Source organism: Ensifer sp. LC11 (genome assembly GCF_001695835.1).
In the GTDB taxonomy this organism is placed as follows: domain Bacteria; phylum Pseudomonadota; class Alphaproteobacteria; order Rhizobiales; family Rhizobiaceae; genus Ensifer.
In genome coordinates this window covers 29,752-45,410 of sequence record NZ_MBSO01000029.1, presented here as the reverse complement: position 1 = coordinate 45,410, position 15,659 = coordinate 29,752, and the positions used below count along the sequence as shown (strand labels likewise).

Here is a 15,659-nt window from a genome sequence, read left to right as displayed (position 1 = left end):
GCCGTTTCTCCGACTCAGGTATCGTTGCATCATGGCCGAGCATTAGTTGATTCACCCCATTTCGCAAACCCGGGAAGAATAGGGACGCGAGGCACCACGAGCGTCGGCACGCATTTGACGCACGTGCACTCGCTGATACCGCAGCGCCAGCGGGACGAAGGACGATGTCGGACAAGGTCACGTCGAACGACACGTTCAGACAGCCGCCCGGGGGCGGGCGACATCGTTGACGCCCTCGCCATCGGGCGCCTGGCCGTAGCTCATGCGGCGCATCTGGGCGATGACCCGCTCCATTTCATCATCAGGCAGAATGGGCGGCTCGCCGAGCGTCAGTGCCTGCACATACATGCGCGAGAGGGTCTCGACCTCGATTGCGAGCCACAGGGCCGACTCGAGCGTCTTGCCGAGCGAGATCTGGCCGTGCTGTCCGAGCAGGCAGGCCGTGCGGTCCTTGAGCGCGACGAGCGCGTTGTCGGACAGCGCCTGGGTGCCGAAGGTCGCATATTCAGCGCAGCGGATCGTCGTTCCGCCGGCAATGCCGGTCATGTAGTGGAAGCTCGGAATGGTCTTGTGATGGCAGGCAAGCGTGGTTGCATAAATCGAATGGCAATGCAGCACGACGTTGATATCCGGGCGCTCCCTCAGGATGTCGCGGTGAAAGCGCCATTCAGACGATGGGCGAAGACCGGCATAGGTGCCGTCGAAATCCATTTCGACCAAGTCTTCGGGCTGCATCGTCTCATAAGCGAGCGACGATGGCGTGATCAGGAAGCCGTTGTTGGTGCGCACCGAAATGTTGCCGGCAGTGCCCTGGTTGATGCCGCTCGAATTCATCCGGCAGCAGATGCTCACCATCTCGCGGCGCAGCGACAGAATGTCGGTCTTGGTCATCGATATGTCCTTTCGAAGTCGCGACTGAAATCATTGTTTTGCCCGGCGCGGACGCGCGCCCGCCATTGCGACGCGTAGACGGCAACGGCCGGCGAAAGGTGCGAGACGTCGCACGGATCGGCGAGCGAGAGCGCAGGCGGCCTTGAACGACGGCCTTCCCTTGCAAGCAGCGCGGCCCCGGATGCCACACCGTGGGCGTCCATGTTGAAGCGGACCCGCCGGTTCGGCAGCACTGCTGCGACGAGGCGGGCATAGAGGGGGTCGCGCAAGAAACTTCCATCGAGCACGACCAGCCGCCCGGGCCCGAGCGCCTCGACACATTCGGCCGTCAGCAGCGCGCAATAGAGAAGCGCCAGCGCCTTGCGCTCGATCGGCGTCTCCGGTGGCGGTCCGCTGATGCGACCGCGCCCGGCACTCCCCGGAAAAAGGCCGCCGTCGTCGCCAAAGGACGGCAGCGCCATGGTCCGTTTCGCGATCAGACCGAGGACCACGTCGTCAGACACCAGCGCCTCCGGCGGCTCGTGACCCGCGACATGCGAAAACTCCCGGCCGCCCATGGTGAGCACACCAGCGAGCGGGCGACCGAAGACGTCGCTGTTGAGCGTCATCCCACGATGCTCATCGAGCCGATCGAGCGCCGTCTGGCCGCAAAAGCCGACGATCCATGTTCCGGTGGAAACGACGATGAAATCGCCGAGACCGGCCGCATGATAGCGATAGTGGTTCAGGCTGCTGTCGTGGCCTCCGGCCAGCACATTGAGACCCTCCGGCAGTCCAAAGCGGCGAACAAGTTCCGGCCGCACGCATCCCAGAACCTGCCAGGCATCGGCAAAGTCCGGCATCAGCCGCCGCCATCCGCGGGCGTCGACGATCGGTGCGAAGCGGCGTTCTGCGACATTCCAGAGATGCGACTGGGCACCGAGCAAGCTCGCCTCGGAGACGGCGACACCCGACAACCGCCACGCCCAATATTGCGGCAATCCAAGATACCAGCGTGCCCCTCTCACCGCGTCCGGCGCGTGCTCCTCCATCCAGTAGAGCTGGCGCGCCTGGTGAGTGGCGCTGTGCATCGTCGCGCTGCCCCGGTCGAAGAAGGAGCCGGCAAGCGGCGCATAGCCACGCCGGATCTCGTCCGGCAGCGGCTGTTCGTAGTCGATCATCGGCAGAGCCACACCGGCAGCCGCATCCGGATCATCGCCGACAAGCACGCCTCCGGACCCGTGGCCGGCGGCGACGAAGGTCCGTAACGGGTGGCGGCGGCCGAGGTCTGCCAGACGGGAGAAGATCCATTCGCCGAGCCCATCGAGGTCGTGATGTCGCCAGGGCGGTCCCGGCAACACCGGATTGGCAACGCTCAGCGTTTCCAGGACGACACCGTCCGTCGTGACCGCATTCAGCTTCACGTTGGTCTTGCCGACATCGAGCACGGCGACCGTACCGGCATCTTCGTCCGCTGCAACTGGCATGACGCAACCCTCCCGTCCTGATCCGGGCGGCGCTGAACGCGCGCCCGCCTAGATCAATCCGTATTGCTTCGCCTTGTTCCGCAGGAACGGCAGGCCATTGCCCATGACTTCCTCTTCGTCCTTGGCCACGGGACGCCAGACGGCGAGACCATAGGCGACCTCGGGCGGCATGTTGATGAAGCTCTCCATCGCCAGACCGCCCTTGAAGCCGATCGCGGCCAGCGTCGCGAAGATCTCGTCCCAGGCGACGTTGCCGTAGCCGGGCGTGCCGCGATCGCTCTCGGAAAGGTGGATGTATTTGATATGTTCTCGCGCATCGAGAATGCCGGTGCCGATGCCCTTCTCCTCGATGTTCATGTGGTAGGTGTCGAGATGGACGAAGACATTGTCGGCGCCGACCCGCCTGATCATGTCGACCGCCTGCCAGCCGGTGTTGATCAGGTGGTTCTCGTAGCGGTTGACCGCCTCGACGCCGAGTTCGATGCCACGCGATTTGGCATGCTTGGCGGCTGCCTGCAGGACGCGGGCGATGTTGTCGTATTCGGCCTCTGTCGGCGGCACGCCGGTGCGCTCGCCGATGCCGCCATAGATGACACCGGACAGCGCCTCGCCGCCGAGATCGGCCGTCTTGTCGATCGCCACCTTCAGATGCTCGATCGCCGCATCAGGGCGAACGGACGCCCAGGCACGTTCCGGCAGGCCGAGCGAGCAGACCGCGCGCAGCTTGTTCTTCTCAAGCAGCGCCCGGGTGTGGGCGGTGTCGACCGCCGGCGGGTTGAGCATCGGGATCTCGATGAAATCCACGCCGTATTTCACCGCGGCGGCGACGGCGCGCTCGGCACCGGGGCGATCCCAATTCATGGTCCACATGCTCGTATGGACGCCAAAACCCTGCATGGTCATGTTTCCTTTCTGACAAACGAAATCTTGAACTTGGTGGCGACGAAGCGCAGCACCATGACGCCGGCAAGCAGCAGTCCCCAGACGGCGGTCGCCAGATGCTGGTTGGCACCGACAAGGTTGAGCCCGGACGAGAGAAGCTGGAGCACCACCAGCGCGACGAAGACGGGAATGACCCGGCCGAAGCCGCCGAACGGATTGACGCCGCCCAGGAAGCAGGCAAGCACCGTGATCAGCAGATAGCTTTCCCCGTGGCCGATGCGCACGGAATTGAAGCGCGCCAGCATGATGATGCCGGCAATCGCACACATCGCACCCGAGCGCGCGTAGACGAGCACGATGACCTTGCGGGTGTTGATGCCGGAATAGCGCGTCGCATCGAGGTTGGAGCCGATCATATAGGTGTTGAAGCCGAGCTTGCTGCGCGAAAGCAGCAGGTTCCAGGCGAACACACAGGCGATGAAGACGATGAGCGGGATCGGCACGCCGAGAAGCGAGCCATGACCGAGCGGGCCGAGGAAAGCCGGAAAACCGGAGACGTCACCGCCGCGCGTCAGGAACTCACCGAGACCGCGCAGGAAGATCATCATCGACAGCGACACGAGAATGGGATGGGCGCGGGTAAAGGCGATCACCAGCCCCATGATCACGCCGCTCGCCGCACCGACCAGAAGCGCCAGAACCGAGCCGAGCACAAAGGCGCCGGGGCCCGCATCCACACCGCCGTTTGCCTGCAGAACCCAGGCAAGCGTCAGCCCGGCGATGTTGGCCGTGAAGGTGATCGCCAGATTGAGGCCGCCGGTCAGGATCGGCAGCAGCATAGCAAGTGTCAGAAGCCCGAGTTCCGGCAGCTGGAAGGCAACCGAGCCGAAGGTGGCCACACTCAGGAACTGCGGCGAGGCAATGCCGAAGGTGAGCACCACGGCGAGGAAAGCCAGCCCCGGCCCGGCCATTTCCGGCCCGAACAGAGTCTTTACGCGTTCAACGATCGTGCTCATCGTCCGGCGCCTTTCTGAGCGATGAAGGGCAGCAGCCGCTCGATGTTGGTGTTGGAGAGCGTGATTGCTGCAAGAATGATGGCGCCGATGATCATCTTGAAGGCGAAGGGCGAGACACCCATCAGGTTGAGGCCGTTCTGGGTGATCGAGATCAGCAGCACGCCGAGCACGCAGCCAAGCACCGAGCCCCTGCCACCGCCAAGCCGCGCGCCGCCGAGAACCACGGCCGCAAGTACGTCGAGTTCGCGGCCGTAAAGCGCGTTCGGTACCACCTCCTGGGCGTAGTGGGCCTGGATAAGGCCACCAATGCCGGCCATCAGGCCAAGCCAGCCGAAGGCGATGAATTGCATCGCGCCGATGTTGATGCCGAAACGGCGCGCACCCTCCGGATTGTCGCCGAAAGCGTAGAGCTGGCGGCCGGTGGTGGTGCGGGTGATCAAGACCCAGGTGGCGATGACGCAGATGACCATCACCAGGACAGGCAGGGTGATCTCGATCCAGGTTCCATCCGGCATCTCATGTTCGAACAGGATGACGCGGTCCGTCAGCCAATCCGGCAGGTCGTAGATCGACACACCCTTGGTGAAGAACATCAGGAGGCCGAAGTAGATATTGAAGGTGGAGATCGTCGCCACGATCGAGATCACCTTGAACCGATGGATCAGGAAGGCGTTGATGGCGCCGAGCAGGATGCCGATCGATCCGGCAATCAGGAGCCCCGAGATCCAGCCGCCGCCGCCGATCCAGCCGAGCGCGATCGCCGTGCCGTATTGGACGACGGAGGCGGCAACGGCGAAGGAGATGTCGATGCCGCCGGCGATCAGCACCACGAGCAGCCCGACGGCGAAGATGATATTGACCGAGCTGATGTTCAAAAGGTCGAAGGCGTTGCCGAGCGAGAAGAAGTTGGCGGTCGAGACCGAAAGCACCGCGCTGATCGCGATGATGACGGCGAGCAGCGACACTTCCGTCGCATGGGTGCGGGCGAAGCTACGCATAGACAGCTCCCTCGATCTCGGCGAGCGACGATGCGCGCGGATCATAGCTGCCGACGATGCGGCCCTGCGCCATGTGCAGCACGCGGTCGGCGTTGAAATAGACTTCCGGCACCTCGTCGGAGATCAGGATGATCGCAAGCCCGCTTTCGGCAAGCCGGGCGACGATGTCGAAGATGCCGGCGCGGGCACCGACATCGACGCCGACAGTGGGCGCGTCAAGGATCAGGAGCTTCGGGTCGGTCGCCAGCCACTTGGCGATCGCCACGCGCTGCTGGTTGCCGCCCGAAAGGGTCGAGATCGCATCCTGCTGCAGTCCGATCTTGACACCGAGATCGGCGATCCAGCGACCGACGAGGCCACCCTTGCGCTCGTCCGAAAGCAGACCGCCTGCAAGGATCTTGTCGAGCGAACTGATCACCAGATTGTCGGCGATCGATTGCGGCTGGATGAGGCCGAGCGACAGCCGGTCCTCCGAAAGATAGGCGACGCCGGCCCTGATCGCATCGCGGTTGGAGGAAAAGCGAACCTGCCGGCCTTCAAGCGCAATGGTGCCGGAAGTGGGCTTCAGCATGCCGAAGAGGGTCAGCGCCAGCTCTGTACGCCCCGCGCCGAGCAGGCCTGTTATGCCGAGCGTCTCGCCGCGCCGAACCGTGAGCGAAACATCCTCGAACTGACCAGGACGGGAGAGACCTTTGACCTCGAGGACAATCGGTTGATCATCGCGAGACTTCGCCCGCACCCGCTGATCGAAGGTCTTGCCGGTCATCAGTTCGGTGATGCGCGACTGGGTCATGCCCGAGGCGGGATAGACGCCGACCAGCGCGCCGTCGCGCAGCACCGTGATGCGGCTTGAAATCTCCAGCACCTCTGCCAGCCGATGGCTGACGAAGACGACGGCGACGCCGGAGGCGGACAGGCCGCGCACGATGTCGAGCAGATGGTCGGTTTCCGACTGGGTCAGGGAGGCCGTCGGCTCATCCATGAAGACGAGTCTCGCTTCACCGACGAGCGCCCGGGCGATGGCCACGATCTGGCGTTGGGCGATGGCGTATTCCTTCAGTGGCAGATCGACGTCGAGCGTCACGCCGAGGCGGGCAAGCGCGTCCTTGGCGATCTGACGCATGCGGCCGTAGTCGACAAGCTTCGGCCACCGGCCGAGCACTGTCTGGAAGGCGATGTTCTCGGCAACGCTCATTTCGGGAAACAGCGCCAGATCCTGCCAGATCACCTGGATACCCCGATCCTGCGCGGTCACCGGTGACATGTGGGAATAGGTTTCGCCGTCATACTCGATCGACGCGCCGTCGGCGGGGCGGTAGACGCCGGTGATGATCTTGATCAGCGTGCTCTTGCCGCAGCCGTTTTCACCGGCGAGGCAATGGACCTCGCCCGGGCGAACGTCGAAGCTCACATTCTTGAGCGCTCTGACGCCACCGAAGGTCATGTTGATGTCGCGCAGGGACAGAAGCGGCTTTTCGCTTCCTCCCGCGGTCGCAAGCTGGTGCATGAACATGTGCCCCTAAATCGTCAGGTTGGAGCGGAATGCGGGCGGAAAGCCGCAAACACTTTTCCTCATCCCGCTCCCTTACAGCTGAGGGGGACTTGCCAGGCCGGCCGGAGCCGGCCCAGCAGCCGGGAGAACTCTTAAACTCTGGACGTCAGAGGCCCATTGCCGCGAGGTCGGCAACGGTGTCCTTGTTGATCGGCACGAGCTGGTCGACGATGATGTTGCGGTTATCGAAGTCAGGCTTGACCCTGCCGAGACCCTCGATTTCATCACCGTCCTTGACCTCCTCGCCCTTCATCAGCTTGTCGGCAAGGGTGACGAAGACTTCGCCGGCCTGCTTCGGATTCCACATGAAGCCGCCGGAGATCGCGTCGGACTTCACCAGCTTCTGGCCCTGACCGGGAGAGAAGGGACCGAGCACGAAGATCTCGCCGATCTTGCGGCGTTCTTCGACGGCACGACCGGCGCCGATCGGACCCTGGCTGCCGAAGGCGAGGAAGCCTTTCAGGTTCGGATGGGCGGAGATCAGGTCGAGTGCCGTCGAGCGGCTCTTGTCGACGTCTTCGGCGACGCCGTAGCGGTCACCAACGAGCGCCATGTCAGGATAGTTCTTCTTGATGTAGGCGATTGCCGCATCGGCCCAGGCGTTGTGCAGCGGCACGGTGAGCGAGCCGACAAACACGGCGTATTCGCCCTTGCCGCCCATCTTCTCGGCAAGCAGCTTGCCATGCGCTTCACCGAAACCGGTCGAGGACGCGAGTTCGAAATCCCAGTCGGCACCTTTCTGGCTCGGCGATTCATGGGTGATGACGATGATGCCCTTTTCCTTGGCTTTGGTGAGAACCGGCTCGAGCACCTTGGCGTCGTTCGGCACCACGCCGATCACCTTCACCCCTTGCGCGATGAGGTCCTCGATCGCGCGCACCTGCAGCGCCGGGTCGGCGCTGGTCGGGCCGACCATGAAGGCGTCAATGCCGAGTTTCTGACCGCGCTCCTTGATCCCCGCCTCCATGGCGTTGAACCATGGAATGCCGCCGATCTTGACGACGACGCCGACCTTGCCGGCCTCTTGCGCAAAGGCGGCCGCAGAGCTTGCAAGCGCCAGCGATGTCGCCAGGGCGGCGACGAGAATTTTCCTGATCATATCTCTCCTCCACTCGTTCCCGCAAAGGGAACGCGTCCGGTCGCTATTCAAGCGCCGGCCTCCAGTTTCCAACCATCACTGGCGAAGCTGTCCTCGCCTCCCTGATCGCCGCCTCCTCAGACGGCACCACAAATTGCACAATCGATATTTCTTGTTTGCACAATCGATGGTGCAAGAACTATTGTGCAGACTTAATCTTTCGTCAAGGGGAAATCGGCACTAAAACGATCAGAGGAGAAAGCGATGGCCAGCAGCGGCAAAAAGAAAGCGACGATCTACGACCTGTCGGTGCTATCCGGCAGCTCGCCATCAACCGTAAGTGCTGTCCTGAACGGCACCTGGCAGAAGCGGCGGATCAAGGAAAGCACGGCGGAGCTGATCCGCAGCCTTGCCGAGACGCACCAGTACACGGCCAACCGCCAAGCGCGCGGCCTGCGCAGCTCGCGCTCGGGCCTGATCGGCCTGTTGCTGCCGATCCATGACAACCGCTATTTTTCGTCGATGGCCCAAACCTTCGAGGCGCACGTACGCAGCAAAGGGCAGTGCCCGATCGTCGTCAGCGCCAGCCGCGATCCGAAAGAGGAGCGCAAGACCGCCGAGACGCTGATCTCCTATTCGATCGACGAGTTGTTCATCTGTGGCGCCACGGATCCCGATGGCGTGCACGAGGTCTGCGAAGCGGCCGGTCTCAAGCACATCAACATCGATTTGCCTGGCACCAAGGTGCCCTCTGTCATCAGCGACAACTACGAAGGCGGGCGGATGCTGACCGAAGCGATCATCCGCCGCTTCCAGGCGTCGGGCCCGCTCGAGCCGCACGAGCTCTACCTTTTCGGCGGCCGCGACGACCATGCCAGCCGCGAGCGTATCCGTGGGTTCCGTGCCGTCAAAAACGAGCTCCTCGGCGCCGATCCGGACGAATGCATCCAGCCGACGGGTTACGCACCGAACAATGCCAGGCTCGCCTTCGAGGCCTTTTACGGGAAACATGGCAAGCTGCCGCGCGGCCTCTTCGTCAACTCGTCGATCAATTTCGAAGGCCTGCTGCGCTTCATGGCCGGGCACCCGCACGAGAACTTCACCGATCTCGTCGTCGGCTGCTACGACTACGACCCCTTCGCGTCCTTTCTGCCCTTCCCGGTCATCATGATCCGCCAGGACGTCGAGGGCATGATCAGCAAGGCCTTCGAGGTCATCGAGGAAGCCCGCCCCCAGCCGCGCATTCACCTCATCCAGCCGGAACTGGTGCAGCCGCGAACGGCGCTGACCGGCCCGCTCGATGCGTTGAAGGACATCGAATAACCGGCTCCACCAACGTTTCCTTGGTCGAACACCTCACAAAACGAAAAAACCTCTGTACATTAGTCATTTTTCCACGTATTTGTTATTCATGGACGCCGTAGACAGAAAAATCATCGAAATTCTCGCTGAAGACGCGCGGCGGTCGCTGACTGACATCGGTACGGCTGTCGAACTTTCGCCCTCCGCGGTCAATGAGCGCATCCGCCGGCTCGTCGCCAATGGCGTGATCCGAAATTTCACCGTCGAGGTCGATCATCGCGCTCTCGGCCTCGACGTTCTTGCCTTCGTCTGGGTCGGCCTGGCGCCGGATGCGGACGAGGCGGCGTTCCGCGCCTTCATGGCTGACCACCCTGCCGTGGCCGAATGCCATCACGTTACCGGCGGCTGGTCCTATTGCGTCAAGGTCCGGATGCCGTCGCTCGGCGATCTCGAGCCGTTCCTCGCCGAACTGAAGCAACGGCGCTTCCTGGCGCGAAGCGAAACGGTGATCGCGCTGTCGACCGTCCGGGAGAGCCTGGCAACGACCGCGCCGCGCGCCTGACGGCCGCGCTGCTGCACATGTCCTGAAGTCGACATCGATGTGAGGGCAAATATGCAGCGCCTTGACGTGTCACAGCGACCTTAGCGCGTCTTTTAAGACGCGCGGCGCTGTAAGTCTGCTGCAACATTTTTGATTTGCCGGGCATGCGCCATCCTTGAAGCGGATGGGTCGAGCCATGCCGCGGCCGGAGCCCTACGCCTATGTCTACGTTGCTGTTTGGAAAAAGCCTCCTGCTCGGTCTTGCGATCGCCGCACCGCTCGGCCCCATCGGCGCGCTCTGCATCAACCGCACGCTGGAGCGTGGTTTCTGGGCAGGCGTCGCCGGCGGGCTGGGTACGGCGGCCGCGGATGCCACCTATGCCGCGCTTGCGGCGATCGGTTTTGCTGCCTTCGCAGCGGTCCTCGCGATGATCGCAACGCCGCTCAGTCTCGCCGGCGGGCTGTTCATGATCTGGCTCGGCTGGCGCGGGCTGCGGCCGAAGGCGGTGACGGCAGCTGCCGATGTCGGCGGACGCGATCTCGTCCGCACGACCATCGCCACATTTCTGCTGACGATGACCAATCCGGCGACGATCCTCTCCTTCGCCGCGATCTTCGCCGGCCTCGGTCTCGCGGAAGCGGGCGACGCACTGAGCGCCGCCATCGTCGTCGTGGGCGTCTTTCTGGGGTCGCTCGGCTGGTGGTTTTTCTTGAGCGGTGGCGTGGCGATCGCCAGGACGCGGCTTCCCGACAGCTTCGTCGTCTGGGTATCGCGCGTTTCGGGTCTCGTTCTGATCGCCTTCGGCATCATTGCCATCGGCGCCGCGGCAAAGGGGCTGCTCTAAGACCTGTCGACGCAGCCTTCGGCTGCGTCGACCACTTTTCACCTGTCTTTCTCGGTCGCGGGTTTCACCGCCTCCACGTGCCACCACTTGGGTCGCGTGGAGCGGAAGCTGTGGCTGGTCGGGATCAGATCGGCAGAACTGGTCTTGTCGAAAACACCGATGAGCAGGGCCACGACCGGCGCATCATCGATCGCACCGAGGCTGCTGCCGCATGTGGGGCAGAAGGCGCGGCTGGAATAGTCCGAGGAACGATAGACCGACGAAGCACCGCCCGGACCGGTCCAGGCCACGGCATCCCTGGGAAATTCAACCCAGGACAGCGTCAGCGCTCCCGAATGACGCTGGCACATCTTGCACGAACACGTATGCGGCTTTCCCGCCTTTCCCTGCGCCTCAAAACGGATTGATCCACACAGGCATCCACCCGTGTGAGGCTTGAGCTTCCTGGCCACGGCCACGCATTACCTCCAGTTGCGGCTTCGAATCGGCCGTAGCATAACTTGCAACGAGCGGTTTGGGGTAGCTCGGCAATGACACTGCGTTTGGCCATCCATGCGTATGATTTTGGTGATATTGACCCTGATCTTCGGCGGCTGCGTCACGGCCCCGGCCACGGCCCAGGACGACACCCAATCGCCGGCTAATTTGGCGGCGACCATAGCCGCGGTAGAACACCGTCTTGCGCCAGCGGCCTCGATAGCCGGACAGCCCACAGACTCGCCATCGCTCGCCGACGAAATGCCGCGGCTTCACGTGCCAGGCGCCGCCGCTCAGTAGAACCAGGCGCCGACATCGCGAAAAGCCCGCTTGCTTTGCTCGCGGCGATTGCCCTCAGGAACACCCCTACCGTCGGTCAGCGGAAGGCTGAAGCCGAAAGGCCCGGCCGGCTCGCCGCCTCGGTCAAACCAATAGGCATCGAGGTCGGCCAGCATCATCTTCCGTCGCTTGAGCCGGCGACGGTTGATGACATGGTTCTCGTTCGAAACCGCGTAGAGGCAGGCGGCGTGCCCTTCGGACACCAGCCCCTGAAGGACGAGCAATGCCGCATCCTTCGGGCGCAGGCCCCCAAGGTCGCGCGTGGCCGTGATCAGCGACCGTTTGGCATCCTCGCCTTTCGGCCCCTGCATGCCGCCGATCGCAAGACTGTAAGCCTCGTCGCCGCAGCGCACGAAAACGAAGCCGACCGTGCACAGCGCAAAGTCGTCGCTCTGGCGGCGAAGCCGGATCGCGAACGCCCCTTCGTGGCGCGCGCCACAATGGTCGGCCAGCTGCAACTGGATGCGGTAGTTTTCGCTGCGACCGGAAACTGTTCCCATCTCCAGGGTGCTTCCGCGCCAGAGCGCCATCAAAGAGCGGCGCGAAAGCACTTCGCTTGCAACGTCGAAATGATCGCGCAGCAGGTCGAGCCGCGCCCCGGAGGATGCGCCGTGCAGGAAGAAGGTCGGGATCGATTTGCGCACGAGATCATCATGCGGCAGACCCAATCGGTATTGTTCGCCGAATTCACTGAGGAACGTGATCCAGCGCACCGTGAGCAAGGGGTGGCGCGCAAACCGCATCGAAAAGACGACGGCGCGTTTCAGGCTCACCCTGAGACCGAGCTTCAGAACATGACCCAGGATCGATGCCTTGGCCGGCGACCGCTCGCTGGCAAACGGTCCAGGGGCCGACCGTCGCGGAGACGCGGGTGGCTCCCCGCCGAACGTCTTGCCGCCTTGAGCGGGCAACCGCAGATCCGCGCTGTATTCCTGCCTGAATTCCAGGGACATTGTGCAATCCTTGAGAGCAAACTCTGCCGGCCGGGATATCCGGCAGCCTGGGTTTGCCCGGTTACTGTCAAGGAATTGCGGAGAAGCCGTCGACAATTGAGCGCCTGCGCTGGCAGGACGCGACCAGCTGTCGGATAGGCCCGAAAGCGGACATCCCTGAACCGTCGCCTATCTCAGGTTGCTGGTCGGCGTTCAAAGTGTTGCGGCAGCCATTGCGCATCTCACAAGGCGCCGGGCCCTATAGCCCGCTTCAGCGACTGGTGATGCGGCCCGCGATCGTCGGGCCGAGGGTTCAGACCGCGCTGTCGCGCGGCAGGACGATGGTGATCACTGCGCCGCCACCGGCACGCGAGGCGAATTCCAGCCGCCCGCCATGCGCTTTGGCGATCGCCTGAACGACGGAGAGGCCAAGGCCGGTGCCGCCGGTTGCCCGTGATCGCGAGGCGTCGCCGCGCCAGAAAAGGTCGATCGAATGGGTCGAAACGTCGTCCGGCAGCCCCGGACCGCGGTCCAGCAGCCGGATGAAGGCCTCGTCGGCACCACGCCTTCCCGTCTCGCATCGCAGGACACCACCATCCGCGGCGTAGCGTGTGGCATTCTCGATCAGCGCCAGGAGTGCCTGACGCAGGCGCTGCGAGTCGCCGGAGACTTGGGCCGGCTGAAGCGACAGCTCCACGGACATGCCCACCGACCCGAGCAGCGTGCGCGACGCCCCAAGAACCTGGGCTGCCTCCGCGGCGAGATCGACGCTCTGGCGCTGCGTCACCAGTTTCTGGCCTGCGGCAAGCGACAGGGTGCGCAGATCCTCCACCAGGGCGGAAAGCCCCTCCACCTGTAGCAGCAGTTGCCGGACCCTCTCCTGCTCGAGAGGGAAGACGCCGTCGGCCATGCCCTGAAGGTTGCCCTGAAGGATCGTCAGCGGCGTGCGAAGTTCGTGCGCCACCGCCATCGTATTGAAACGCAGCCGGTTCTCCATATTCTCGAGCTCGGCCGCCAACTCATCGAAGGTCTTCACGAGCGTTGCCACCTCCTTGGCACCCTTGCGGATCGATCCGACGCGCACCGCGAAGTCACCCGCCCTGAGGTCCTGCGTCGCCTGGGCCAGCACCTCGAGCGGCCGGCTGATCTTGCGGGCCAGCCAGTAACCGACGAGCCCGCAGAAGGTGACCGCCGTCATTCCGAAACCGAGGATGATCTTGTCCACCTCCCAGTTTGCCCACTCCTCGAGTTCCGGCATGGTCGAGAGCAGTTTCTGCAGCGATTCCTGGCTCGGCAGCTTACCCGCATTGAAATCGGTATAGGCCTGGGCCGCTTCCGGCGGCATCCGCTGAAGCATCTTCGCTTCCAGCCGTGGCTCCATGTAGTCGACGCCGGCATAGATGATGAACACGCTGATGATCAGCAGGACGATCGTCACGAGCGCGGTGAGAATGCCAAGTGGCAGGCGCGAGAGGCTGATTTTCATCTCGGCTCCACGAAACGATAACCGACCCCACGCACCGCACTGAAGAAACCACAGGCACCGAGATCCTCCAGCTTGCGCCTGAGATTGGCGATGTGGGTGTCGACGGTGCGGGCGAGCGCATCGCTGTCCGGCAGGCAGGCATCGAGGATATCGGCGCGATCGAAGGCATGCGTCGGGCGGCGGATCATATGCGCCAGAATGCGGAACTCGCTGAGTGTCAGCGGCACCGATTGCCTCTTGCCGGATTTTTCGACAAAGGCGACATGGGCGTCGAGATCGACCTCGACATTCTCGAAGCGAAGCACGGTCGCGCCAGCGCCGTTGCGGGTACGGCGGAGCACGGCGTTGACGCGCGCCACCACCTCCTGCGGATTGAACGGCTTGATCACGTAGTCGTCGGCACCGAGCCGCAGCCCGGTCAAGCGGTCGAGGTCCTCCGCCAGCGCCGTGACCATGATGACCGGCGTGTTGCCCTCGCGCCGAAGGCGCGCCAGCACTTCGAAGCCATCGAGCTTCGGCATGCGGACGTCGAGCAGAACGAGATCGGGCGACAGCACGGCGTGATGCGTCAGCGCCGTTTCGCCATCGGCGGCTCTGACCGTCCTGAAGCCGTCGCGCACGAGATAGGCATCGAGGATCTGCGCAATTTCCGGCTCGTCCTCCGCCAGAAGGATGAGACCCTTATCGACCATAAAACAAACTCCCTGGTCCGATGTTGTGATCCGCAGCTTATGGGACGAAAAAATCAGGCTTGCAATTGATCCCAGCAGCGCCAGCGCGCCCCCACCCGCCCTCCGGATAGAGCCCCCGACAAATCTCCGCTGTTTCTTGACAAATGGCGCCGTCCGCCGGGCCAATCGATACGTGAGGCGCTCGGTGGCCATTTAAAGAGCCAGACCCGGCGGCGTTTCGTCTGCACGCACCAAACGGCATGTGGTCATCCTCTTTTGCGCATCAAGCGCCCCTTGTCCCTCCATTCGGCCTTGACAGAGCAAGGCAAGTGTCCGGCCCGCACACTTCGACAACCTGCGAGCGACCGGCATGTCCAGCCTCTTCCATTCCACAGCACCATCTTCAGGCAACATCCGATGGTGGCGTGCCAGCCCACGCCGATGGGCAGGACAAGCACGGGCCCGGGCTCAGCATCAGCCGGTCACCGCTGCCGGTGCTCTGACCATTTCCGCGGCTTTCATCTTCATGGCCTTCCCCGGCATCGACCTTGCCGTCTCGCGCTGGGCCGCCTCGTCAGGCGGCGATTTTCCGCTTTCCCGAGAGCCGATGCTGAGGGCGCTACGCGACTTCAACCGCATGCTGCCGGTTTTCATTCTGCCTTGCGTTCTGGCGCTGCTCGTCGCGCAAATGATCGCGCCGGGACCGCGGCTGCTGCGCCCGCACAAGGCGCTGTTTTTCCTCACTTTCTATGCACTCGGACCGGGATTGCTCATCCAGGCGCTGAAGCGACTGATCGGCCGGGCGCGGCCCTATGAGATCTTGGAGTTCGGCGGAATTCTGCCGTTCACGCCCGCTTGGCAAGTCTCGGGCGCCTGCAACCGCAGTTGTTCCTTCGCCTCCGGCGAATCCGCGACCGCGATCGCGCTCGTGGCGCTCGCACTGCTTCTGCCCGCTCAGTGGCGCCGTGCGGCGATCGTGGCGCTCATCCCCCTGATCCTCGCCTTTTCGCTCAACCGGATCGTCTTCGGCGCGCACTTCCTGTCAGACGTCGTGCTCGCCTGGCTGTTGATGCTCTGGCTGATGGCGTGGTTGTGGTCGGTCTTTTCCGACAATGGCGAACGCATCGATGCTGCCGTTCTGCGGTGCGCGCGCCGGGGCAGTCCGTAGGTCACCGTCAATCGG

General features: G+C 63.6%; 15 protein-coding genes. 4 read left to right on the top strand and 11 right to left on the bottom strand.

Features of this window, described 5'->3' with window-relative positions; translation table 11 throughout:
• Nucleotides 1–195 precede the first annotated feature (195 nt).
• The 7 genes from BBX50_RS20195 to BBX50_RS20165 form a co-directional block, all read right to left on the bottom strand.
• Nucleotides 196–891, bottom strand: a complete 696-nt coding sequence (locus BBX50_RS20195) for a class II aldolase/adducin family protein (protein ID WP_065777110.1) — start codon at nucleotides 889–891, stop codon at nucleotides 196–198.
• Nucleotides 888–2,357 carry an FGGY family carbohydrate kinase gene (locus BBX50_RS20190; protein WP_065777109.1) on the bottom strand — a complete coding sequence of 490 codons (1,470 nt, stop codon included), beginning with the start codon at nucleotides 2,355–2,357 and terminating at the stop codon, nucleotides 888–890. The genes BBX50_RS20195 and BBX50_RS20190 overlap by 4 nt, the downstream gene beginning before the upstream one ends.
• Before the next feature lie 48 nt (nucleotides 2,358–2,405).
• Nucleotides 2,406–3,254 carry a sugar phosphate isomerase/epimerase gene (locus tag BBX50_RS20185; protein ID WP_065777108.1) on the bottom strand — a complete coding sequence of 283 codons (849 nt, stop codon included), beginning with the start codon at nucleotides 3,252–3,254 and terminating at the stop codon, nucleotides 2,406–2,408.
• 2 nt (nucleotides 3,255–3,256) lie between these two features.
• Nucleotides 3,257–4,255, bottom strand: a complete 999-nt coding sequence (locus BBX50_RS20180; protein WP_065777107.1) for an ABC transporter permease — start codon at nucleotides 4,253–4,255, stop codon at nucleotides 3,257–3,259.
• Nucleotides 4,252–5,253, bottom strand: a complete 1,002-nt coding sequence (locus BBX50_RS20175; protein WP_065777106.1) for an ABC transporter permease — start codon at nucleotides 5,251–5,253, stop codon at nucleotides 4,252–4,254. Before BBX50_RS20175 ends, BBX50_RS20180 begins: the two co-directional genes overlap by 4 nt.
• The gene (locus BBX50_RS20170; protein WP_065777130.1) at nucleotides 5,246–6,760 is read right to left on the bottom strand and encodes a sugar ABC transporter ATP-binding protein; all 1,515 of its coding nucleotides are present in this window, start codon (nucleotides 6,758–6,760) and stop codon (nucleotides 5,246–5,248) included. Before BBX50_RS20170 ends, BBX50_RS20175 begins: the two co-directional genes overlap by 8 nt.
• A gap of 151 nt (nucleotides 6,761–6,911) precedes the next feature.
• A complete protein-coding gene (locus BBX50_RS20165; protein ID WP_139108295.1) occupies nucleotides 6,912–7,904 on the bottom strand; it encodes an autoinducer 2 ABC transporter substrate-binding protein in 993 nt (330 codons plus the stop codon).
• Between the two features lie 243 nt (nucleotides 7,905–8,147).
• Between BBX50_RS20165 and BBX50_RS20160 the strand changes: the two genes are divergently transcribed.
• From BBX50_RS20160 to BBX50_RS20150, 3 genes are all read left to right on the top strand, one after another.
• Nucleotides 8,148–9,206, top strand: a complete 1,059-nt coding sequence (locus BBX50_RS20160; protein ID WP_065777105.1) for a LacI family DNA-binding transcriptional regulator — start codon at nucleotides 8,148–8,150, stop codon at nucleotides 9,204–9,206.
• Nucleotides 9,207–9,294: 88 nt separating this feature from the next.
• On the top strand, nucleotides 9,295–9,747 hold the full coding sequence (locus BBX50_RS20155) for an Lrp/AsnC family transcriptional regulator (protein ID WP_065777128.1): 453 nt from the start codon (nucleotides 9,295–9,297) through the stop codon (nucleotides 9,745–9,747).
• A 200-nt stretch (nucleotides 9,748–9,947) separates the two neighbouring features.
• The gene (locus tag BBX50_RS20150; protein ID WP_065777104.1) at nucleotides 9,948–10,571 is read left to right on the top strand and encodes a LysE family transporter; all 624 of its coding nucleotides are present in this window, start codon (nucleotides 9,948–9,950) and stop codon (nucleotides 10,569–10,571) included.
• 38 nt (nucleotides 10,572–10,609) lie between these two features.
• Here BBX50_RS20150 and BBX50_RS20145 read toward each other — a convergent pair whose 3' ends face one another.
• From BBX50_RS20145 to BBX50_RS20125, 4 genes are all read right to left on the bottom strand, one after another.
• Nucleotides 10,610–11,023, bottom strand: coding sequence for a GFA family protein (locus BBX50_RS20145; protein WP_065777127.1), 414 nt, complete (start codon nucleotides 11,021–11,023; stop codon nucleotides 10,610–10,612).
• A 318-nt stretch (nucleotides 11,024–11,341) separates the two neighbouring features.
• Nucleotides 11,342–12,340 carry a DUF535 family protein gene (locus tag BBX50_RS20135; protein ID WP_083213745.1) on the bottom strand — a complete coding sequence of 333 codons (999 nt, stop codon included), beginning with the start codon at nucleotides 12,338–12,340 and terminating at the stop codon, nucleotides 11,342–11,344.
• A gap of 292 nt (nucleotides 12,341–12,632) precedes the next feature.
• Nucleotides 12,633–13,805, bottom strand: a complete 1,173-nt coding sequence (locus BBX50_RS20130) for an ATP-binding protein (protein ID WP_065777102.1) — start codon at nucleotides 13,803–13,805, stop codon at nucleotides 12,633–12,635.
• Nucleotides 13,802–14,497 carry a response regulator gene (locus tag BBX50_RS20125; protein WP_065777101.1) on the bottom strand — a complete coding sequence of 232 codons (696 nt, stop codon included), beginning with the start codon at nucleotides 14,495–14,497 and terminating at the stop codon, nucleotides 13,802–13,804. Before BBX50_RS20125 ends, BBX50_RS20130 begins: the two co-directional genes overlap by 4 nt.
• Before the next feature lie 505 nt (nucleotides 14,498–15,002).
• Between BBX50_RS20125 and BBX50_RS20120 the strand changes: the two genes are divergently transcribed.
• On the top strand, nucleotides 15,003–15,644 hold the full coding sequence (locus tag BBX50_RS20120; RefSeq protein ID WP_065777100.1) for a phosphatase PAP2 family protein: 642 nt from the start codon (nucleotides 15,003–15,005) through the stop codon (nucleotides 15,642–15,644).
• Nucleotides 15,645–15,659: the final 15 nt, after the last annotated feature.